Consider the following 20257-nt stretch of genomic DNA (forward strand, 5'->3'; position numbering starts at 1 on the left):
GCTTGCGGTGCCCGCCCGAAGGCGCAGGCATTCGTCCGATTATGGCCCAGTGTGGCCCGGACGCCCGCTGCTGCGTCATCCGGTCCCTACATACTGGGTTCGACCTGGACCCCGTTCCGGTTACCGATTCGCGCCGGACGCGAGATCAGGGCCGTTCCGGCCAGAATCACGATGCAACCCAGACCCATGGCCGCCGAAAAGGTTTCACCGAGGAAGAGCCAGCCCCAGAGCACGCCGAAGGCCGGGATCAGGTAAAGCACGGTCATCGTGCGCGCGGCGCCGACGCGGGCAATCAGCTGGAAGAACATCACATAAGCGATAGCGGTGCAGGCAACACCCAGTCCGAGCATGGCGCCCCAGGCGCTCGCGCCGGGTGACGTGGCCGGCCAGGCCGCCACCGTAAGCGGCAGCAGGACGATGGCTGCCACGATCTGGCTGCCCGCGGCCGATGCGAGCGGCGATACGGCCGCCAGGCGCCGTCGGCTGTAGTGGACCGAAAAGGCGTAGCAGACCGTGGCGCCCACGCACGCGAGGCAGGCCAGGACGCTTTGCATGCTGCCCTCGATATGCACGTTATCGCCGATCAGCCACAGCACGCCGGCAAACCCGAGCAGCAATCCAGCCAGCTGGGAACGACTGAGTCGCTCCTTCAGCCACAGCCAGCCGCTGCCGGCGACCAGCAACGGGGTGATCGCATCGAAGATGGCCGACAAGCCCGCTGGCAGCACGAGAGCGGCATAGGCAAACAACACGAAAGGCAGCGCGGAGTTGGTGATGCCGACCACGGTGATCGCCCGCCAGTGCTGGCGCATTTCGGTGCGGCGCGCAGCCGACGCGAACAAGGGTACGAAGCACACGCCAGCCACCAGCGCGCGCATGCCTGCCAGCGCCATCCCGCCGAATTCGCCGGCACCCATGCGCATGAAAAGGAAGGAGCCGCCCCACAGCGCACCGAGTGCCAGCAGGTTGCCGATATCGGAGGTTTTCATGGCTTGCCGGCCTGTCCAAAGAGCGTGCGGCGCTCTTCGTCACTCAGCGTCTTTCGTTGCGTTGTGTAAGTGCTTTCCACGCCTTCGTACGTGCGCTGCGTGGCGGCGCGTGCGCTGATGCGATCGAACCAGCGCGCGAGGTTCGGGTGCGCATCCAGCGATTGCCCATGCGCTTCGTGCGGCACCACCCAGGGATAGCAGGCGATGTCGGCGATGGAGTAGTCGCCGGCGAGGTAGTCGCGATCGGCCAGCCGACGGTCCAGTACGCTGTACAGGCGCGTGACTTCGCGCGTGTAACGATCGATCGCGTAGGGTACTTCTTCCGGGGCATACACGCGGAAATGCCCGGCCTGGCCACCCATCGGTCCCAGGCCGCCCACCTGCCAGAACAGCCATTGCATCACCTCGGTGCGCCCGCGCAGGTCAGGCGGCATCAGTTGGCCGCTTTTCCCGGCGAGGTACTGCAGGATGGCGCCTGATTCGAAGATGCTCAGCGGTGCACCGCCGTCGACCGGGTCGGTGTCGACGATGGCGGGAATCTTGTTGTTGGGCGAGATCGCGAGAAATGCCGGCGCGAACTGTTCGCCCTTGCTCAGACTGATCGTATGCAAGCGATAGGGAAGGCCGGTTTCTTCCAGGAAAAGTTTGATCTTCAGGCCGTTCGGCGTGGGGGCGAAATACAAGTCGATCATGGGGCGGCACCAGGGATGGGCGGGGAGCTCAGACTAGGCTGACGATTGGACTGGCAAAAGATCCAGATTGCATGAATGATTGAGGTCCAATCAGTGCCCCCTTCCATGCCCCATTCCCTGGACATCCCGCTGGACCTCCCTTCGCCGGGCTCGCGCCAGAAGCTGGCGGCGCTGCATGGCCAGCTGCGGGCGGCGATCCTGGACGGGCGACTCAAGGCCGGGCTGCGCCTGCCACCCAGTCGCGAACTGGCTGCGGCGCTTGGGGTGTCGCGCAATACGGTCGTCGCAGCGTACGAGCGACTGTCGAGCGAGGGTTACGTGGCCTCGCGACAAGGCTCGGGGCACTACGTGGCCGACCTGGCCGGTAAGCGCGTGCTGAGACCCTCGGCCCATCCGCTTGATGACGGGCGCCTGGCGCCGGCATGGCGTGCCGGCATGCCGGCGATGTCGCGTAGTTTGGAGGCAGCGCCTCGCTTCGATTTTGGCGTGGGCCTGCCCGACATCAGCGCCTTTCCGTTCGAGCTTTGGCGACGCCTCTCGGCGCGCGCCGTGCGGCAGGTGTCGCGACTGCCGGCCGTGTATCTCCCCGCGCAGGGTCAGCCAGCGCTGCGCGAAGCGATTGCCCGGCATGTGTCGTTTGCCCGCGCCGTGGCGTGCGACCCCAGCGACATCATCGTCACCAGCGGTGCGCAACAGGCCTTCGATTTGCTGGCGCGCGTGCTGGTCACGCCGGGCCGGACGGTCGTGGCGGTGGAGGATCCCGGCTTTCCGCCGATGCGGCGTGCCTTCGAGGTGGCGGGGGCGATCCTTGCTCCCGTGCCGGTCGACGAGGAAGGGCTGGTGGTGTCGCGCCTGCCCGGGGACACGCGCGTCATCTATGTCACGCCGTCGCACCAGTTCCCGCTGGGCGTGGCGATGTCGCCCGAGCGGCGACGGCAATTGCTGGACTTTGCCGCCGTGCATTCGGCGGTGATTGTCGAGGACGATTACGACAGTGAGTTCCGCTTCGGCAGCCGTCCGCTGGATGCGCTGCAGACGCTCGATACACAGGGCGCGGTCTGCTATGTCGGGACGTTCTCCAAATGCCTGTTTCCGGCACTGCGCCTGGGGTACGTGGTCGCGCCGCCCTGGCTGCAGCCGGCGCTTGCCGCCGCCAAACAGGCCGCTGACTGGCATTGCGATGCCGCATCTCAGGAAACCCTGGCCGCCTTCATCGCCGAAGGCCACCTGGCGCGCCATGTGCGACGGATGCGCAAGATCTACGGCGAGCGCCGGCAGGCCTTGTTGGCGGTGCTGGAGGAATGCGGCTGGCAGCCGTGGCCGTCGGACGCCGGGCTGCATGTGGCCGCGCGGACGCCGGGCAACGTGCCTGCCGCCGACTGGATCGCCAGGGCCGCGCTCCGCGATGTGCGTGTTGAGCCAGTGGCGCGATACGCGGCGGGCGGCGCCCATGAAGGCCTGCTGTTTGGCCTGGGGGCGGTCCCGGCGACCGACGTCGCCGGGGCCGTGAAGCCCTGGGCGACGCTCAGGGGTCCTTGATTCCGTCCCTGACCCAGTCGAGATATGCCGGGTGACCCTGGCTGACGGGTACGGCGATCAGCTCGGGCAGGCGGTAGGGGTGAAGCTCCAGGAGGCGCTGGCGCAGGGCGTCGAAGCGATCCTCGGTGGTCTTGATCAGCAGCAGGACCTCGCTGTCGGTCACCACCCGGCCCTCCCAGAAATAGGTCGAGCTGATCCCGGGGAGGCGGTTGACGCAGGCCGCCAGGTGCTCGCCGACCAGGGCTTCGGCCAGCAAGGCCGCCGCATTGGTATCGGGGCAAGTGCAGTAGCAGAGCAGGACAGCGTCGGTCATGGGATGGAAGCCTACAGCGATTAGGGTGGTTTCCGCCCCTTGAAACCCTCCGAATCTCACCCCACTAGCGTAACCAGCCATCGGATCGGCCCTTTTGTCGGGGGAAGCTTCGTCGTTAGAATTGGCACTCGTTGACCCTGAGTGCTAACAACGCCGTCAGGCAGCCGATCCGGGTCCGACCTTTTTTTGTTCCATTCACTCATAGCTGGAGCCTTCCCATGAGCAAACTGCGTCCGTTGCACGATCGCGTCATCGTCAAGCGCCTCGAAGAAGAGCGCATTTCCGCTGGCGGCATCGTCATCCCCGACAGCGCCACCGAAAAGCCGACGCGCGGCAAGGTCATCGCTGCCGGCACCGGCCGCATCCTGGAAGACGGCAACGTCCGTCCGATGTCCCTGAAGGAAGGCGACGTCGTGCTGTTCGGCAAGTACGCCGGCCAGGAAATCAAGATCGACGGCGAAGAGCTGGTCTTCCTTAAGGAAGACGACATCGTGGCAGTGATCGAAGGCTGAGTTTTGGAAGGCGTCGGCGATGGGCTGAGCGCGTGATCAAAAGCGCGCACGCCAGTCGCTTGCGGCTCCTTTCCAAACCGCTTTTCGAACGACAAAACCATTTCTAATCAAAATTTTTGAGGCAAAAATTTTATGGCCGCTAAAGAAGTCCGCTTCGGCGAAGATGTCCGCGCTCGCATGCTCAAGGGTGTGAACACCCTTGCCAACGCTGTGAAGGTTACCCTCGGTCCGAAGGGCCGCAATGTCGTGCTCGAGAAGAGCTTCGGCGCCCCGACCGTGACCAAGGACGGCGTGTCCGTGGCCAAGGAAATCGAGCTGGCCGACAAGTACGAGAACATCGGCGCGCAGATCGTCAAGGAAGCCGCTTCCAAGACCTCCGACGTCGCCGGTGACGGCACCACCACCGCCACCGTGCTGGCGCAGGCGTTCATCCAGGAAGGCCTCAAGGCCGTTGCCGCTGGCATGAACCCGATGGACCTCAAGCGCGGTATCGACCAGGCCGTCGTGGCTGCCGTGTCCGAGCTGAAGAAGCTCTCCAACCCGACCGCTGACGACAAGGCCATCGCCCAGGTCGGCACCATCTCCGCCAACTCCGATTCCGCCATTGGCGAAATCATTGCCACCGCCATGAAGAAGGTCGGCAAGGAAGGCGTGATCACGGTTGAGGAAGGTTCGGGTCTCGAGAACGAACTCGACGTCGTCGAAGGCATGCAGTTCGATCGCGGCTACCTGTCGCCGTACTTCATCAACAACCAGCAGTCGCAGCAGGTTGAACTGGACGACCCGTTCATCCTCATCCACGACAAGAAGATTTCCAACGTGCGCGAGCTGCTGCCGGTCCTCGAGGCCGTCGCCAAGGCTGGCAAGCCGCTGCTGATCGTCGCCGAAGAAGTGGAAGGCGAAGCGCTGGCCACCCTCGTGGTCAACACCATCCGCGGCATCGTCAAGGTTGCCGCCGTGAAGGCGCCGGGCTTCGGTGACCGTCGCAAGGCCATCCTGGAAGACATCGCCATCCTGACCAACGGCGTGGTGATTTCCGAGGAAGTGGGCCTGGCCCTCGACAAGGCCACCATCACGGACCTCGGCCGCGCCAAGCGCGTGGTGATTACCAAGGAAAACACCACGATCATCGACGGCGCCGGCGAAGCTGAGCGCATCCAGTCGCGCATCGGCCAGATCAAGGCGCAGATCGAAGAGACTTCTTCGGACTACGACCGCGAGAAGCTGCAGGAGCGTGTGGCCAAGCTGGCTGGCGGCGTGGCCGTCATCAAGGTTGGCGCTGCCACCGAAGTCGAAATGAAGGAAAAGAAGGCCCGCGTCGAAGACGCCCTGCACGCCACGCGCGCAGCCGTTGAAGAAGGCGTGGTCCCGGGCGGCGGCGTTGCCCTGATCCGTTCGCTCAAGGCTGTCGAAGGCCTGAAGGGTGCCAACGCTGACCAGGACCTGGGCATCGCCATCACCCGTCGTGCCCTGGAAGCCCCGCTGCGCGCCATCGTCGCCAACGCCGGTGACGAGCCGTCGGTGGTGCTGAATGCCGTGAAGGAAGGCAATGGCAACTTCGGCTACAACGCGGCCACCGGTGAATTCGGCGACATGATTGCCTTCGGCATCCTGGACCCGACCAAGGTGACCCGTTCGGCCCTGCAGTTCGCGGCCTCCGTGGCTGGCTCGATCATCACGACCGAAGCGGCCGTGACCGAAGTGCCGAAGAAGGACGAAGGCCATTCGCATGGCCCGGCCGGTGGCATGGGCGGCATGGGCGGCATGGACTTCTAAGTCCTCGCGTCATGGCTCTGGAAAAGCCCCGCTTCGGCGGGGCTTTTTTTTTGCTCGCCGGAAACAAGCTCGCCGGCTGCCAGGCGATCATCGAGGTTTGAAAACACGCGCCGCGTCCGTCCTGTGACTCAACGGACGAAGGGGAGAGTGCACGACGTTCGGTTGCGAGTCAGCTAAGAAAATCGGGTGAATCAGACACGGAATCATTCGCGTTGATGGCGGCGGCTCGGCACGATCCGCAGCGTCATGCGGTCTGCGCGGGAGGGCGCAACTTCGTACGGAACAACCATCGGGCTTCGCGCAACCAAGCGGCGCCCGATGAGCTCGCTGCGCGCCTCGCAAGCATGTTGCGTCGCACGATGCGGTCTTAATTTCTCTCGATCATGCTTCCGCCGCCTTCGAGAACGCACCGGTATTTGCCTGCCAAGGTGGGTGGTGCGACGCAAGAAATTGCGTTTCGGGCCCAGCTGCGAGGGGGCGCAGCTCATACAACAATTACGGGGAAGAGAATGAGTCATTGCCGCATGACACAGGTGGGAGACGTGCGTTTCGCACCGGGTCGTCGACGTCCTTTGGCGCTGGCCTGTGCCGCCGCGCTGATGATCGTCGTTGCAGGTACATCGCAAGCGCAGGACGCGCAGCCAACGTCGACCACGCAAGGCCAAAACAACGACCAGAAGCAGGGCACGTCGTCGACCAAGCCCGCCGCGAAAAAATCGGAAGACAGCGCCAGCAATCTCGATGCAATCACGGTGACCGGCATTGCCGGCAGCATCGAGAATTCGCTCAAGGCCAAGCAGAATTCCGACAGCATCATCGAGGCGATCTCGGCCGAGGACATCGGCAAGTTGCCCGATGCCAGCATCGCCGAAAGCCTGGCGCGCCTGCCCGGCCTTGCCACGCAGCGCGTGGACGGTCGCGCGAACGTCATCTCCATTCGCGGCCTGTCGCCTGACTTCGCCGGCACGACGTTGAATGGTCGCGAACAGGCCACGGTGGGTGAAAACCGCGGTGTCGAATACGACCAGTATCCGGCCGAACTGATCAGCGGCGCGGCCGTATACAAGACGCCGGATGCCAGCCTGATCGGGCAGGGCCTGTCAGGCACCGTCGACCTGCATACGATCAAGCCGCTGGACCTGCCCAAGCGTGCGATTGCCGCCAACCTGCGCGGCGAATACACCACCAACGGCAAGCAGAATCCCGGCAGCGGCGTGGGCGACATGGGGCATCGCGCCAGCTTCTCCTACATCGACCAGTTTCTCGACCACACGCTTGGCGTCGCCGTCGGATTCGCGCAGCTTGATTCGCCGATCCAGGAGAAGCAGTACCAGCCATGGTGGTGGAGCGTCGACAACGGCCCGTCCGGCATCGAACAGAACTGGGGTGGTCCGCATACCCCTGGCATGCCTGACGAAGTGCTTTCGCAGCAAGGCATGCAGTTGCGCGCGAAGTCTGAGAACCAGTTGCGCAACGGCTTGATGACGGTTGTCGAGTGGGCGCCGAACGACAGTTATCACTCGACGCTGGATCTCTACTACTCGACGTTCAACGAAAAGCGCTACATGAACGGTGCTCAGTGGGCGAGTGGTCCGTACAACGCGCATGGCGCGCCCACCTACAGCAACGTTGGCGTGATCCCTGGGCAGCCCTACCCGATCGTTACGACCGGATCGATGACCAACATCGCACCGATCCTCCAGAACGAGTACACCAAGGAACACGACAAGTTGTTCTCGGCTGGCTGGAATAACCAGGTCGACTTCGGCAATGGCTGGTCCGCCATGGCCGACCTTTCGTACTCCAGCGCCAAGAAAGACCTGCGCGACGCCTACCTGTTCACCGGCCTGGCCAACGACGCCACCACCACGGTCGACTTCCAGACGCCACTGAATTTCGGGTTCCCGAACTTCCACGTCGGCGCCAACCTTGCCGATCCGAACACCGTGGTCTTCACCGATCCCGACGGCTATGGCTACAACGGGCGCGAAGAATTCGATCACCAGAAGGACACCATCAAGTCCATTCGCCTGCAGCTGTCGCATCCGGTAGGTTGGATCTTCAGTACCGTGGACTTCGGCGTGAACTACTCCGATCGCCAGAAGACCAAGTCGGCCGACGTTTATTTCGCCTGGCTCAACGGCAATGGCTCGGACAACGACACTTACCAGCACGCGTTCAGCGTGCCGGTCGACGCGCGGTACCTGCGTGGCGCCACGTCGCTCGGCTACGGCGGCATTCCCGCCATCCTCAACTACGACGTGCTTGGCGCGCTCGGCAGCCAGTTCTATCTGACGTCCGGCAACGGCAGCGGCGACTGGAGCCGTAACTACACCGTGCGCGAGAAAGTGCCGGTGGCTTACGTGAAGTTCAACATCGAAACCATGCTGGGCAACGTGCCGCTGCGCGGCAATGTCGGCGTGCAGTTCGTGCGCACCGATCAGTCGTCCACCGCCTTGCAGACCAACGGCAATGATCTGGTTGGCACCCTGGAAGATGGCACGAAGTACAACAACATTCTTCCCAGCCTGAACCTCGTGGCGCAGCTGACCGACCAGCAGTACCTGCGCTTTGGCTTCGCCAAGACCATGGCGCGCGGTCGTATCGATGACGAAAAGGTGGCCAGCGACTCCAGCGTTTCCAAGGTGACGGAAGGTCCGGCAACGGGGCAGAACCTGTGGTCAGGCAGTGGCGGCAATCCCCGGCTCAAGCCTTACGTCGCAGTCGGCACGGATCTGTCGTGGGAGATGTACTTCGGCAAGTCGAGCTATGTGGCCGCGGCAGTGTTCAACAAGAACCTGCTCAACTACATCTACAACGAGACGGTGCTGGATCATGACTTCTCCAAGTTCACCAATCCGGATGCGACGCTGATTCCGTCAAGCAACTACGGCTCCTACACGCAGCCGCAGAACGGCACGGGCGGCAAGATGCAGGGCCTGGAGTTGTCCGGCGCCATTGAGGCTGGCCTGCTGACGCCCGCATTGGATGGTTTCGGTGCGCAGGCGAACTTCTCGCTCACCAACAGCACCTTGCCGGTCAGTGCGATTTCGTCGATCCCGGGTAGTCCGGCGACGTTGCCCGGACTGTCGCGCAAGACCGCCAACCTGGCCCTGTACTACGAAAAGTACGGCTGGTCGGTGCGCATTGCCGAGCGCTATCGCTCGTCGTTCACGGGCGAAGCCGTTTCGCTGTTCGATCAGCTCGGCTACACCGAAGTGCTGGCAGACAAGCAGACCGACTTCCAGCTTGGCTATGCCTTCTCGCAAGGCGCGTGGAACGGACTGTCGGTGCTGTTGCAGGTGAACAACCTGACCAACTCGCCGGTGAAGACCCGCCAGATCGCCGGTCTGCCTAATGGCGTGCAGGTCTCGCGACCGCTGGAGTACGACACCTGGGGACGCACGATCATGTTCGGCCTCAACTACAAGCTTTGATGAGATTGCCCGCGTAGCGGGCAGTGGGGTCGCCCGCTGCGCGGGCTGTAAACGGTAAACGGAGAAGAGCGGGGCGGGGCACTGGCTGCTTTTCGCTGTTCCCTGTTCACCGTTTACAGCCCGCGCCAGCGGGCGACTCCACAGCGAACGTAGCGAGCGGCCCCAAACGGAGAAGAGCGGGGGCAGGGCACAGACTGCTTTTACTGTTCACTGTTCACCGTTTACAGCCCGCGCCAGCGGGCGACTTCACAGCGAACGTAGTGAGCGACCCCACCAAAAAAAACGGGCCGCTTCGCGCGGCCCGACGGGGAGATACCAGCTGTTTTTGGTGTCGGGCCCACGTCCTGGGGCCCGACACACTTTGTGATGGAAAGCCTTTCGCTTACAGCGAGAAGTCGTAACGCGCACCCAGGCGAACGTAACGCGGATCCTGGAACGAACGCGGGCGGAAGCAGTTGATGACGGTGGTACCGGAGGCGTTTTCGCAGCTCTGGAACAGCTGCGTCACGGTCTGGTGGCCGAGCAGGTTGAAGATGTCCGCCGTGAACGTGAACTTGTGATCCAGGAAGGCCGGGATCCAGGCTGCACTCAGGTTGATGTTGTAGGTCCAGGGATTGCGACCGTACGAACCACGCGGGGCGGGCTTGCCGTTGCACCAGAAGTACGCCGCACCGTAACCCACCGGGTCACCACCGGCCGAGAGCGGACGTGCACCGATACAGCTGATCGGGGTGCCGGAGGTGATGCGCGTCACCGTGGAGAAGCGCCACTCTTCGGTCGGCTGGTACACGCCCAGGATGCGCAACTGGTGCGTCTGGTCGTTGGCCAGCGGGCCGTTGGTGTTCTCCATCAGCTCAGGCGCATCCCAGCTTTCCGTCGTGGACACGTCGGCCTGCACGATGTCGGAGTCGAGCTGACCTTCCGAGTTGCCGTAGCTGCGCGAGAAGGTGTACTCGAACTTGCCGTACCACTTGTCGCTGAACTGATGCTCGGCATAGAAGTCGATCATGTAGTACTGGCGCTTGGCCTTCGGCTCGCCGATTTCACGTGCGGTCAGCGGGACGCTCAGGTACTGGCCCGGTGCCGGCGACAGCGTGAAGGTGGCGCCATTGCCCGGGTTGTACAGCCAGCAACCGGTACTGGCGGCGAGGCCGGCGGCGACCTGGTCGTGCAGGCCGTTCGCATCGCCCCATGCCTGCAGCGGACGGGAGTCGCAGGTATCGTCGATCAGGTTGCGCAGGACGCGGTACATCGTCTTGACGCCGACGGTCCAGTTGTTCGCCAGCTGCTTGTCGGCACCGAGGATGAACTCATCCTGGTAGTAGGTCTTGAGGTTCTGGACCGAAACCGTCTTCGCATCCGGCGGCGTACCGTTGGCACCGTTGTTGTAGAACGTCTGCGAGTACGGAGCGCCCGTGCTGATGCCCGTCGGCACACCCGTGGTCGGGTCGATGCCGGTGAAGCTGTAGTAGTTGGACGGGAAGGTCGACGGACCGGCACCACGCACGGCCACCGAGGTCGGCAGACCCAGGTGGTAACGACCGGCGTTGCCGTACACCTTCAGCGAGCTGTCACCGTAGACGTCCCAGGAGAAGCCCAGGCGCGGATCGAGCTGGTTGCGCTCCTTGGCATACGCCTGGCCGACACCGTTGTAGTTGGTGAACTGCTCATTGCGCAGGCCGATGATCGCGATCCAGCGGTCGGTGATCTGCCAGGTGTCTTCAATGTACTGCGAGCGCTGTGCCGTGCGAGCCGAGGTACCCGTGCTCAGGCCGGTCGATTCGACGTAGTAACCGTTCGCGAAGTCAGCCGGGTTGTAGAGGTTCGGATTCAGGCCCAGGTTGATCAGGCGGTTGACGATGGCCGAGCCATCACCCACGTCGAAGTAGCGATACTGCGTGCCGGCCACCGGTGCGGAACCCCACGTCGCGCGCAGCGAGTAGTTATCCATACCCAGCTTGATGCTGTGGCTGGCAATGCGGTAGTCGATGTTGAAACTCCAGCCGGAGGTGCTGTCCTTCGAGCCAGGCATCAGGGTGGTGGTGTTACCGAACTGGCAGCTCGGCGCCGGGTTGGTGGCGGCGATCGCGCGGTTGTCGACGATGGACGGGCAGGGCGTGCCGCCCAGGCCGGTGATCGTCTGCACGTGATCCGAGTTGCTCTTGCCGTACATCGCGTTGATGGTCAGGTCATCGGTGATGTAACCGGTGTAACGACCGATGTAGACATTACCGCCGGGCGTCGCGTTGGTCTGCGTGCCGTTGTAGTTCTTCGTGTACTGGTGACCAAGGTAACCCATGGTCTGCATGGTGTTGTAGTTGTACTGGTAGATCTGCGAATCCGTCTGCTCGTTATCACCCGTGGCGGTGAATTCGAGGATGTGGTTATCGGTGATGTTCCAGTTGAACTTGTACAGATAACGGGTCGTCTTGTTCGTGTCGTTCTGGATCGTCGAGCCGGCGGTCTTGGGCGTCCACGCGGTATCGGTCGAACGGATCCAGTCGGCGGCGGCGAAGAAGAACAACTTGTCCTTGATCAGCGGGCCGCCGATCGAGCCGGAGTACTGCAGCTCGTTGCGATCGTCACCGGCAAAGCCGTTGCCGCGCTGGTACAGCGTGCCGTTGCGCAGGTAGACGCTACGCGGGGTCTGGGCCAGCTGTTCCGGTGCCCACAGCACCTGGAGGTCGCCCTTCCACGTGTTGGTACCGCTCTTGGTCACGACGTTGATCACGCCGCCGGTCGAACGACCGTATTCCGCACCGTAACCGCCGATCAGCACCTGCGTCTGGTCGATGGCGTCATACGGAAGCTGACGTGAGCTCACGCCGGTCAGCGGGTTGGTGATCGAGAAGCCGTTGACGTAGTACGCGTTTTCCGATGCGGACGAACCGCCGAAGGACAGCGCGTTGCCGTAGCCGCGTGCCGCCGGGGTGGTGCCCGGTGCGAGCAGCGCGATCGAGCTGATCGACTGGCGCGCGATTGGCAGCTTGGCCAGCTGGTCGGCGTTGATGACAGCGCGTGAGTCGACCGACGATACGTCGATCGCGGGCAGTGCATTGCCGACGACCTGGACGGCGCCAAGATTCGTTGCGTTGGCGGCGGGCGAGATGTTGAAGGACACCTCGGTACCGCTGCTGATGCTGGTCTGTACGCCGGTACGGGAGTCGACCTGCTTGCCGTCCTTCAGGAGGCTAACGGTGTAGACACCGATAGGCAGCGACGGGGCGCGGTAGCGGCCTGCCGAGTCAGTCGTCAGGTCACGCTTGAAACCCGTCTGCGAGTTTTCAATGTGGATGGTCTCCCCGGGTTCTGCCTGACCGAAGATCGTGCCGGTGGCGTTGGACTGAGCCAACGTGATGCCACTGGCAAGGGTCAGGCAAAGGCCCACGGCGAGCGCGAGCCGGCTTCGCTGCGGCGCGATCCGACCAGAGCGATTTGCGTTGTTGAAGTTCATGGTCAACCTCGGTTGATGATGTTGTTCTGCGCCAAGCACGGAGGTCATGCATCGAACCGGAATTGCGCCCACGACAAAGACGCGCCCGGACGCTGAATCTGCTCCCGGCGACGCCTGCCCTGGTAGAAATGCTCCCCCGATTCGTCCGGATGTCCCCACACCCGGGAACCACACAAACGGTCTTCGTCTATGACTTGTGGCCCGATGTCGAAGCTACGAACGGGACATTTGTTATGCAACGGTTATGGCGTGAAGGCTAATTGTTGCGAGTGCCGTTTTGGCGCGAAAAATGCGCATCAAGTAATTACGGAAGAGAGCGCATCAAGCTACGAATAGGGCGAGCAACCACAGCTTGGCGTCAGCTTGCGGTGATTAGTTGCGTTTAGCCGGGGTAATTAGTTTCGATCAGCTGACGCCGCGCTTTCGCGTTCGGCGCAATCGTGAAAACCCTGCATGCAGTAGTTAACTGCCATCTGAACGAGAACACTTTCAGATGCAATTTTTCTGCAATTTGGCGGGTGTCGGATAGCGCCTGTTTAGACGTCCGAACGAAAAACGGAGCCCCGAAGGACTCCGTTGCTTGCGCCAGGCTTGCGGGTCGATCAGTAGCGCGGCACGCTCGGATCGACGTCGGCAGCCCAGGCGTCCATGCCGCCTTCGACGTTGTAGACCTGCGTAAAACCATGCGCTGCGAAACGCTCGGCCACGCCGCGGCTGGAAACGCCGTGGTGGCAGATGAACGCGATGGGCGTGTCCTTGGGCAGGGCAGCAAGCGCTTCATAGCCCTCGTCGTCCAGCACGCGGGCCTGCGGCAGCGGGGCAGCCTGGGCGCGGCCGTGGGCCGGGCGGACGTCGACCAGCACCAGGTCGCCGGCAGCGAGCCGGGCCTGCAGTTCCTGCACCGTCAGCGAGCGGATGTCCTGGGCGCCCGGGAACTTCAGGCTCAGGCCCTCACCCTGCACGGTGGACACCCAGTCGATCACGATGCCCTTGGCACGCTGGGCGCTGCCCGGGTCGAAGTGGACGGTCAGGCCGTTGCTCGTTGCCACGATATCGTGGTCGCCGGGCGGTGCCAGTTGGAACCCGGCGCTATGGTCGGGACCGATTTCCAGATGCAGGGCCAGGCCCTGGGCGTTGGCGGTGCCCTGACGGATGGCTTCGGCGGCCTTGTCGGTGATGGTGATTTCCGGCGCCGTGCGGTCCGGGGCGGTGGCGCCGAACAGCGTGTGCAGCTCGCCGCTACCGTACATCTGACGAATGATGTCCGCGCCACCGACCAGCTCGCCCTCCACGTACAGCTGCGGAATGGTCGGCCAGTCGCCGTAAGCCTTGATGCCCTCGCGGATTTCCGGGTCCTCCAGCACGTTGACCGTGTGGTAGTCCGGCAGCAGCTCGTTGAGCGTGTTGGTGGCCGCCGCGGAGAAGCCGCACATCGGCTGGGAGCGCGTGCCTTTCATGAACAGCACCACGCGGTGGTTCTTGAGCAGGGATTCGATACGTTCGCGGGTGGTGCTGTCGAGGGACATGGAGGGCTCCAGTGGGATTCCTTAATTGTAGCCCTTCGATGTGCTGGCGGCTTCGCCACGGATCAAGGACCCCGCCTGCTCCGGAGGGGTCTCCCGGGTGCTGAGATGCCCGGCGCTCAGGCCGCCGACTTCAGTTCATCGAGTCGGCGCTGGCGCCGGGCCAGCGGGGCCAGCGCCAGTCCCGCGGCGGCCGATGGCCATACCAGCTCCCGGCTGGCGCGCCCCAGGGCCGCAGGCTGCTCGCTCCAGTGGATCAGCTCCATGGCGCCGGTGTTGTCCTCGACGAGGGCCGTGCAGTGCTCCACCCAGTCGCCGTCGTTGAGGTACAGCACGCCGTCCATGTCGCGCACGTGGCCGAAATGGATATGGCCGCAGATGTGGCCGTCGATGCCGCGCGCGCGCGCGTCGTCGGCGACGCGTTGCTCGTAGGCGCGGATGTACGCCAGCGCCTTGCCGATATGCGATTTGACGATGATCGACAGCGGCAGATAAGGCATGGCGAGCCGGCGCCGCATGGCGTGCACGCGTCGGTTCGTCCAGCAAATAAAGCGGTGCATGGCTTCACCCAGATGCAGCATCCAGGTGCGGCCCACGTGCTCCGGGTCGAATTCGTCACCGTGGCTGACGCGGTAGCGCCGGCCGTCGGCCCCTTCGTGGATGGCATCGAGGGCGATGCGTACGCCGCCGAAACTCTGTCCGGCGAGACCTCGCATCGGTGCATCGTGGTTGCCTGGAATGTAGGTGACCTCGACGCCGCGCCTGGCCATGTCCAGCACTTCGGCCAGGACCGCGCTGTGGTCGGCATGCCACCACGAGCGGCGCGCCAGGGCTTCCATGTCGACGATATCGCCGACCAGATAGAGCTTTTCGCAACGAAGCTTGCGCAGGAAGTCGAGCAGGTAGCCGGCCTTGCAGTCTGGCGTGCCCAGATGCACGTCGGAGATGAAGGCGCTGCGGCAGTGGAGGTGCGCCATGACGGAATCTCCCGGTTGATCCGGGACGTCAGTTTGGTGGCGCGGTTATGCGATTGCGTGGCCGGGAGGTTTCAGTGGCGTTGCGGCTGGCGCGCCGGAGGCGCGGAACGGTGAACGGTGAACGGTGAACAGTAAACGGTAAGGGCGGAAAGGCGTGCAAGCTGGGCGGGCGCTGCTTTTCTCCGTTTACTGTTCACAGCTCCGCGCAGCGGGCGACCTCACAGCTCGCGCAGCGAGCGACCTCACGCACCGCCGAGCGCCCGTGCCGCCAACGGAGCGATGACCTGGGTCCACAGCGTGTACTGCCGGCCCGAGGGATGCAGGCCGTCATCGGCCAGCAGGTCCACCTGTTCGCGCGAGATGGGCGTGATGTCGGCCCACATTGCGCCGGTATTCACCGCGATCTCGCGCGCCACGTCATTGAACGCATCCAGTTCGACAGCGATGCGCGCGGTATCACGACCACTACCGGCCGCAAAGGTCGTCGTACCCCAGTCGGGGATCGACACAACCAGCACGCGTGAGGGTCGCTGACCGGCCAGTGCCACGGCATCGGCAAACAACTCACCGAACTGCATCCGGTATTCGTCCAGCGGACGACCGCGGTACTGATTATTGACGCCGATCAACAGGCTCACCAGATCGTAAGGTGGCGCAAAGCGCGCCACCTCCATGGCAGCGGCGAGTTCGTCGGTGGTCCAGCCCGTGGTGGCGATGATGCGGGGGCGATCGATGCCGATGCCCTGGCGACGCAGCGATGCCACCAGTTGTTCCGGCCAGCGTTGCGATTCGGGGACGCCTTCGCCAATCGTGTACGAATCGCCCAGCGCGAGGTAACGCAATATCGGGCTCACGCGAAGGCGAGCGAGGTCTGATCCGCCGCCATGCGTTCGAGCACGCGCTCGATGCGCACAAACACTTCGCGCATCTGGTCCGCCGGCGGCAGCAAGGTCAGTCGCAGGTGGCGGCTGTGCGGCACATTGAAGCTGCTGCCCGGCACGACCAGCACCGACTCTTCTTCCAGCAGGCGCAATGCGAAGGCGTTGTCATCGAATTCGGGAATGCGGTCGGCACGCACGCGCGGGAAGGCATACAGCGCGCCGCCCGGCGTTACCAGGTCGAGATACTGGCTTGCGGCAACGCCTTCGAGAATCATGCGACGCGCTTCATGCAGGCGACCGCCTGGCTGCGTGAGCGAGTTGATCGTCGGCGCGGACTGCAGTGCGGGACGCACTGCCCATTGCGCAGTCACGTTGGCGCACAGGCGCAGCGCGGCCAGCAATTGCAGGGCGTCGCGATAGTCCGTGGTGCGCGCCGGGTCACCGGACAGGCTCATCCAGCCCACGCGATAACCGCAGGCGCGATGCACCTTGCTCAGGCCGCCGAAACTCACGCACGGCACATCGCCGGCCACCTCGGCCAGCGGATGGAAGCTGGCGCCATCGAAGAGGATTTCGTCGTAGATCTCGTCGCTCAGCAGCAGCAGGCGATGGCGCGCCGCGATGGCGACGATCTGTTCCAGCAGCGGACGCGGGTAGACGGCACCCGTGGGATTGTTGGGATTGATCAGCACGATCGCGCGCGTGCGCGGGCTGATCAGCGACTCGATTTCGGCCGGATCGGGCAGATGGCCATTCTCGGCAAGGCAGCGGTAATAGCGCGGCTTGCCGTCATTAAGAATGGTGGCCGCGCTCCAGAGCGGGTAATCGGGGCTCGGCAGCAGCACTTCGTCGCCGGGCTGGAGCAAGGCGCGCAGGCTCAGGTCGATCAGTTCGCTGACGCCGTTGCCCACGAAGATGCGCTCGACATCCACGCCGCGCGCGCCACGGAACCGCTGCTGGGCAGCGATGGCTTCCCGGGCTTCTTCCAGGCCCTGCTCGTGACCGTAGGCCTCGCTGTCGTGCAGGTGGGCGGCGATGGCTTCACGCAGATGGGCCGGGGTGTCAAAACCATAGCGACCGGGATTGCCGATATTGAGCTTGATGATCGGCAGGCCGGCGGCTTCCAGTTCACGTGAGCGACGCGTGAGGGCACCGCGGATTTCATAGCGGACGTCCGCCAGGTGCGCGCTGGGTTTGATCGAGGCCAAAGTGAGGATCCTTCGTTTTTAGGCTTGCGGCCCGCGCCGGGGCGGCCTGGGGGCTGGTCAGCATGCTAGCAGCGTCATCCGGCACCCGCGAGACGACAAGCGATTTACATCGCACGTTGTCAGCCAAATGCCAGAGGTTCGGCGCGGCAAGGCCCGATAGTACGAATGGCGTGGGATGTGGCAGGGCCCCTGCCACCCGATGGATTCCGACCGGCGCGCCGTCAGGGCATAATCGCCGGCCATGAGTGAGGCCGAGACCATTGAACGTCTGCGCCGGGTCGGTTGGCGCGGCGATGCCCTGCCGGGCGGCGGCCTGCGGCTGGCCCGCGTGGTCGCCCAGCACCGCGCCGGCTATGAGCTGCACGATGGCGTCAGCCTGTTCGGGGCACAGCCGGCGGGCCATTTCCTGAAGCGAACCCTCGATCCGTCCGAACGCCCGGCCGTTGGGGATTTCGTGGAAGTCGAGCCGGGTAGCCCGCCGCATATCTCCAAGGTGCTGCCCCGGCGTACCGTGCTGTCGCGCGCGGCGGCTGGCGAGCGTTACGAACGTCAGGTCATCGCGACCAACATCGACTACGTGTTCGTCCTGACCGGCCTCGACGGCGATTTCAATCCGGCACGCATCGAGCGCTACCTCTCGCTGATCGAAGATTCGGGCGCCCAGCCTGTCGTGCTCCTTAGCAAGCTCGACACCCGTGCTGACGGTGCGGAATTGATTGAAACGCTGCGAGCCCGATTGCCGGCTGGCACGCCCGTGCACGCCATCAATGGCAAGGACCCGGCATCCGTGGCGATCCTGGCGCAGTACCTCCAGCCTGGCGACAGTGCCGTGCTTGTGGGCTCCTCCGGTGCGGGCAAATCCACGCTCACCAACACCCTGCTGGGCGATGAGCGCATGGCGACCAGTGCGGTGCGCGCCCACGACAGCCGTGGGCGACACACCACGACGCATCGCGCTTTGCTGCAACTGCCTACGGGTGGCTGCCTGATCGACACGCCCGGCATGCGCGAGCTCAAGCTGACCGGCGAGGAAAACCTCGACCTGTTCGCCGATATCGAAGCCCTGGCCGAAACCTGCCGGTTCGCCGATTGCGGGCATGGCAGCGAGCCGGGCTGTGCGGTGCAAACGGCGCTGGACAACGGTGAACTGTCCGCCGAGCGCTGGCGCAATTACCTGAAACTTCGCGACGAGCGCGAGGAACAGGCGGCCACGCTCGAGGCCCGCTTGCGACGCCAGCGCGGGGGCCGTCCCCCGACGCGGCCGCATGCGCACCGTGGTTCGCGCGACCGCGAGTAAGTACGCTCCACGGGTCAACGGAGGAAGGCATGAACGCACCAGCCACGCTTGCACCCGACATCCAACGCTACGCTGACCTGGACAAGCGCCTGCTCGGCGCGTGCAAGTCCATTCGCATCCTTTCCTCCGTGGCGTGGCCCGCCACGCTGGAAAACCGGATGATCGAGGAGTTTGCGCGGGGGCAGTTCTCGTTGCCGCAGGTGTACTACCACGCACCGGATTTCTCCGAAGTGCGCGCGGAGCTGGCCGCGATCGAGGCTGAGGCCGGGCACGACGATCCCCTGGGCGAATACCTTTGCCGGACCGCCGAATCCTGGCGCATTGCGGCCGAAATGCTCGAGGCGGTCGGCACGCATGACGTGACTCTGCGCTCGATCTCCCTGTACGGCCGGCCCGGCGATGCCATTCCCGGCAGCGACCGGAGCAACCTGGATGCGGCGCGCTATTTCGTCGAATTGTCCGATGAGCTGGGCTCGGACCTGCTGTCCGACGACGTCACCAACGATATTCCTGCCGATGTGTTGCGCGCGGACCTGACCCAGTCGCTCGACGATTTTTTCGGCGCCGGCACGATCAGCGTCGAAGTGGACGATGAACTCACCGCCAAGGCCGCCGCCGGTGCCACGCGCATTCGCCTGCGCGGCGGCACGACCTTCAGCGGCTACGACAAGCACCAGCTGCTGGCCCACGAGGCCTTCGTCCATTCGTTGACCGCCCTCAACGGCCGGGAGCAGCCCGTGCTCGCTTCGCTGGCGCGGACATCACCGCGCGTCACGGCGACCCAGGAAGGCCTGGCTGTGTTTGCCGAGCTCATGTCCGGCGCCATCGACATTTCCCGCCTCAAACGCATCAGCCTGCGCATCCTTGCCATCGACATGGCGCTCAATGGCGCCGATTTCGTCGAGGTCTACAAGTTCTTCAAGGGTTGCGGCCAGTCGACCGGTGACAGCTTCCACTCGGCGCAGCGCGTGTTTCGTGGCGTGCCACCGGATGGTGGCGCGGCGTTCGCCAAGGACAACGTTTACCTGAGCGGGCTGCTCACGGTTCACACCTTTTTCCGCTGGGCGTTCAAGCAACAGCGCATGGACATGTTGCGGCAACTCTTTGCCGGAAAGCTCGCCCTGCATGACGTGATCAGCCTGCAGCCCCATTTCGAATCGGGTGTAATAGCGCAACCCCGCTGGCTTCCGCCCTGGATGCAGCATGCGCACGGGCTGGCCGGGAAGCTCGCCTTTTCCCTGTTCATCAACCGCATCCACATGGGACGCGTACAGGCGGAATCGCTGTCGCTCAGCCTGTAAGGGGCGAAAAAAACCGGCACACGAGGGTGCCGGTTGCCATGACCAAGATGGTCAGAAACGTGTTGCCGGTGAGCATCCGGTCCTGGCCGGCCGGTTGAGGCCGTCGAAGGGTGCTCGCAGATCCGGCGGTGGCGTGCGTGATGCGCCCGCCTCGAAGGCGCCGCGCCAGCCGTCAAGCATCGTATCCAGACCCACCCTATCGGCAGGACGGTGACGGGCTTTAGCGACGACGTTGCCGTCTTTCCACCGGAAGCGATTCGGCCCTGCTCCTGCGACCTCATGTCGCAGCTTCTTTCGTGCCGCAATGCAACATGCGATGTAATTCAGCAGGCTCCAGCTGTCGGTTGACTGAGCGTCG

14 protein-coding genes are annotated in these 20257 nt (G+C 64.1%); 6 read left to right on the top strand and 8 right to left on the bottom strand.

Annotation, left to right across the window (positions count from 1 at the left end; translation table 11 throughout):
- Window positions 1-86: 86 nt before the first annotated feature.
- The gene (locus EYV96_RS12705) at window positions 87-989 is read right to left on the bottom strand and encodes a DMT family transporter (protein WP_131151916.1); all 903 of its coding nucleotides are present in this window, start codon (window positions 987-989) and stop codon (window positions 87-89) included.
- Window positions 986-1681 (bottom strand): glutathione binding-like protein, encoded by a 696-nt coding sequence (locus tag EYV96_RS12710; RefSeq protein WP_131151917.1) that lies wholly within the window; start codon window positions 1679-1681, stop codon window positions 986-988. The genes EYV96_RS12705 and EYV96_RS12710 overlap by 4 nt, the downstream gene beginning before the upstream one ends.
- A gap of 105 nt (window positions 1682-1786) precedes the next feature.
- On the opposite strand from EYV96_RS12710, the gene pdxR reads away from it, so the two are divergent.
- On the top strand, window positions 1787-3220 hold the full coding sequence (pdxR, locus tag EYV96_RS12715) for a MocR-like pyridoxine biosynthesis transcription factor PdxR (protein WP_131151918.1): 1434 nt from the start codon (window positions 1787-1789) through the stop codon (window positions 3218-3220).
- Here pdxR and cutA read toward each other — a convergent pair.
- Complete coding sequence (gene cutA, locus EYV96_RS12720) at window positions 3207-3533, bottom strand: divalent-cation tolerance protein CutA (protein ID WP_131151919.1); 327 nt, start codon at window positions 3531-3533, stop codon at window positions 3207-3209. The two genes, pdxR and cutA, sit on opposite strands and share 14 nt — an antisense overlap.
- Before the next feature lie 218 nt (window positions 3534-3751).
- Here cutA and groES point away from each other — a divergent pair, with 218 nt between their 5' ends.
- The 3 genes from groES (at window position 3752) to EYV96_RS12735 (ending at window position 9258) form a co-directional block, all read left to right on the top strand.
- The gene (gene groES / locus EYV96_RS12725; RefSeq protein WP_131151920.1) at window positions 3752-4045 is read left to right on the top strand and encodes a co-chaperone GroES; all 294 of its coding nucleotides are present in this window, start codon (window positions 3752-3754) and stop codon (window positions 4043-4045) included.
- Window positions 4046-4177: 132 nt separating this feature from the next.
- On the top strand, window positions 4178-5821 hold the full coding sequence (groL, locus tag EYV96_RS12730) for a chaperonin GroEL (RefSeq protein ID WP_131151921.1): 1644 nt from the start codon (window positions 4178-4180) through the stop codon (window positions 5819-5821).
- Window positions 5822-6345: 524 nt separating this feature from the next.
- On the top strand, window positions 6346-9258 hold the full coding sequence (locus EYV96_RS12735; protein ID WP_240732516.1) for a TonB-dependent receptor: 2913 nt from the start codon (window positions 6346-6348) through the stop codon (window positions 9256-9258).
- 382 nt (window positions 9259-9640) lie between these two features.
- Here EYV96_RS12735 and EYV96_RS12740 read toward each other — a convergent pair whose 3' ends face one another.
- From EYV96_RS12740 to EYV96_RS12760, 5 genes are all read right to left on the bottom strand, one after another.
- On the bottom strand, window positions 9641-12712 hold the full coding sequence (locus tag EYV96_RS12740) for a TonB-dependent receptor (protein WP_165488675.1): 3072 nt from the start codon (window positions 12710-12712) through the stop codon (window positions 9641-9643).
- A gap of 602 nt (window positions 12713-13314) precedes the next feature.
- Window positions 13315-14238, bottom strand: a complete 924-nt coding sequence (gene grxD / locus EYV96_RS12745) for a Grx4 family monothiol glutaredoxin (RefSeq protein WP_131151924.1) — start codon at window positions 14236-14238, stop codon at window positions 13315-13317.
- A 116-nt stretch (window positions 14239-14354) separates the two neighbouring features.
- The gene (locus EYV96_RS12750; protein WP_131151925.1) at window positions 14355-15212 is read right to left on the bottom strand and encodes a UDP-2,3-diacylglucosamine diphosphatase; all 858 of its coding nucleotides are present in this window, start codon (window positions 15210-15212) and stop codon (window positions 14355-14357) included.
- A 242-nt stretch (window positions 15213-15454) separates the two neighbouring features.
- Complete coding sequence (locus EYV96_RS12755; RefSeq protein ID WP_425478735.1) at window positions 15455-16066, bottom strand: SGNH/GDSL hydrolase family protein; 612 nt, start codon at window positions 16064-16066, stop codon at window positions 15455-15457.
- The gene (locus tag EYV96_RS12760; RefSeq protein WP_131151926.1) at window positions 16063-17301 is read right to left on the bottom strand and encodes an aminotransferase class I/II-fold pyridoxal phosphate-dependent enzyme; all 1239 of its coding nucleotides are present in this window, start codon (window positions 17299-17301) and stop codon (window positions 16063-16065) included. Before EYV96_RS12760 ends, EYV96_RS12755 begins: the two co-directional genes overlap by 4 nt.
- A 241-nt stretch (window positions 17302-17542) precedes the next feature.
- On the opposite strand from EYV96_RS12760, the gene rsgA reads away from it, so the two are divergent.
- Together rsgA and EYV96_RS12770 are read left to right on the top strand one after the other, a co-directional pair.
- The gene (gene rsgA, locus EYV96_RS12765; protein ID WP_131151927.1) at window positions 17543-18598 is read left to right on the top strand and encodes a ribosome small subunit-dependent GTPase A; all 1056 of its coding nucleotides are present in this window, start codon (window positions 17543-17545) and stop codon (window positions 18596-18598) included.
- Window positions 18599-18627: 29 nt separating this feature from the next.
- Window positions 18628-19899: a peptidase MATCAP family protein gene (locus tag EYV96_RS12770; protein ID WP_131151928.1), complete on the top strand. Its 1272-nt coding sequence runs from the start codon at window positions 18628-18630 to the stop codon at window positions 19897-19899.
- Window positions 19900-20257 lie beyond the last annotated feature (358 nt).

It is taken from the genome of Dyella terrae (assembly GCF_004322705.1).
GTDB lineage: Bacteria > Pseudomonadota > Gammaproteobacteria > Xanthomonadales > Rhodanobacteraceae > Dyella_D > Dyella_D terrae.

What these genes read in the sequence shown, in the direction of transcription:
- EYV96_RS12740 (WP_165488675.1), bottom strand. Translation starts at nt 12,712, where the DNA reads ATGAACTTCAACAACGCAAATCGCTCTGGTCGGATCGCGCCGCAGCGA.
- cutA (WP_131151919.1), bottom strand. Translation starts at nt 3,533, where the DNA reads ATGACCGACGCTGTCCTGCTCTGCTACTGCACTTGCCCCGATACCAAT.
- EYV96_RS12750 (WP_131151925.1), bottom strand. Translation starts at nt 15,212, where the DNA reads ATGGCGCACCTCCACTGCCGCAGCGCCTTCATCTCCGACGTGCATCTG.
- EYV96_RS12705 (WP_131151916.1), bottom strand. Translation starts at nt 989, where the DNA reads ATGAAAACCTCCGATATCGGCAACCTGCTGGCACTCGGTGCGCTGTGG.
- EYV96_RS12770 (WP_131151928.1), top strand. Translation starts at nt 18,628, where the DNA reads ATGAACGCACCAGCCACGCTTGCACCCGACATCCAACGCTACGCTGAC.
- pdxR (WP_131151918.1), top strand. Translation starts at nt 1,787, where the DNA reads ATGCCCCATTCCCTGGACATCCCGCTGGACCTCCCTTCGCCGGGCTCG.
- rsgA (WP_131151927.1), top strand. Translation starts at nt 17,543, where the DNA reads ATGAGTGAGGCCGAGACCATTGAACGTCTGCGCCGGGTCGGTTGGCGC.
- groES (WP_131151920.1), top strand. Translation starts at nt 3,752, where the DNA reads ATGAGCAAACTGCGTCCGTTGCACGATCGCGTCATCGTCAAGCGCCTC.
- groL (WP_131151921.1), top strand. Translation starts at nt 4,178, where the DNA reads ATGGCCGCTAAAGAAGTCCGCTTCGGCGAAGATGTCCGCGCTCGCATG.
- EYV96_RS12710 (WP_131151917.1), bottom strand. Translation starts at nt 1,681, where the DNA reads ATGATCGACTTGTATTTCGCCCCCACGCCGAACGGCCTGAAGATCAAA.
- grxD (WP_131151924.1), bottom strand. Translation starts at nt 14,238, where the DNA reads ATGTCCCTCGACAGCACCACCCGCGAACGTATCGAATCCCTGCTCAAG.
- EYV96_RS12735 (WP_240732516.1), top strand. Translation starts at nt 6,346, where the DNA reads ATGACACAGGTGGGAGACGTGCGTTTCGCACCGGGTCGTCGACGTCCT.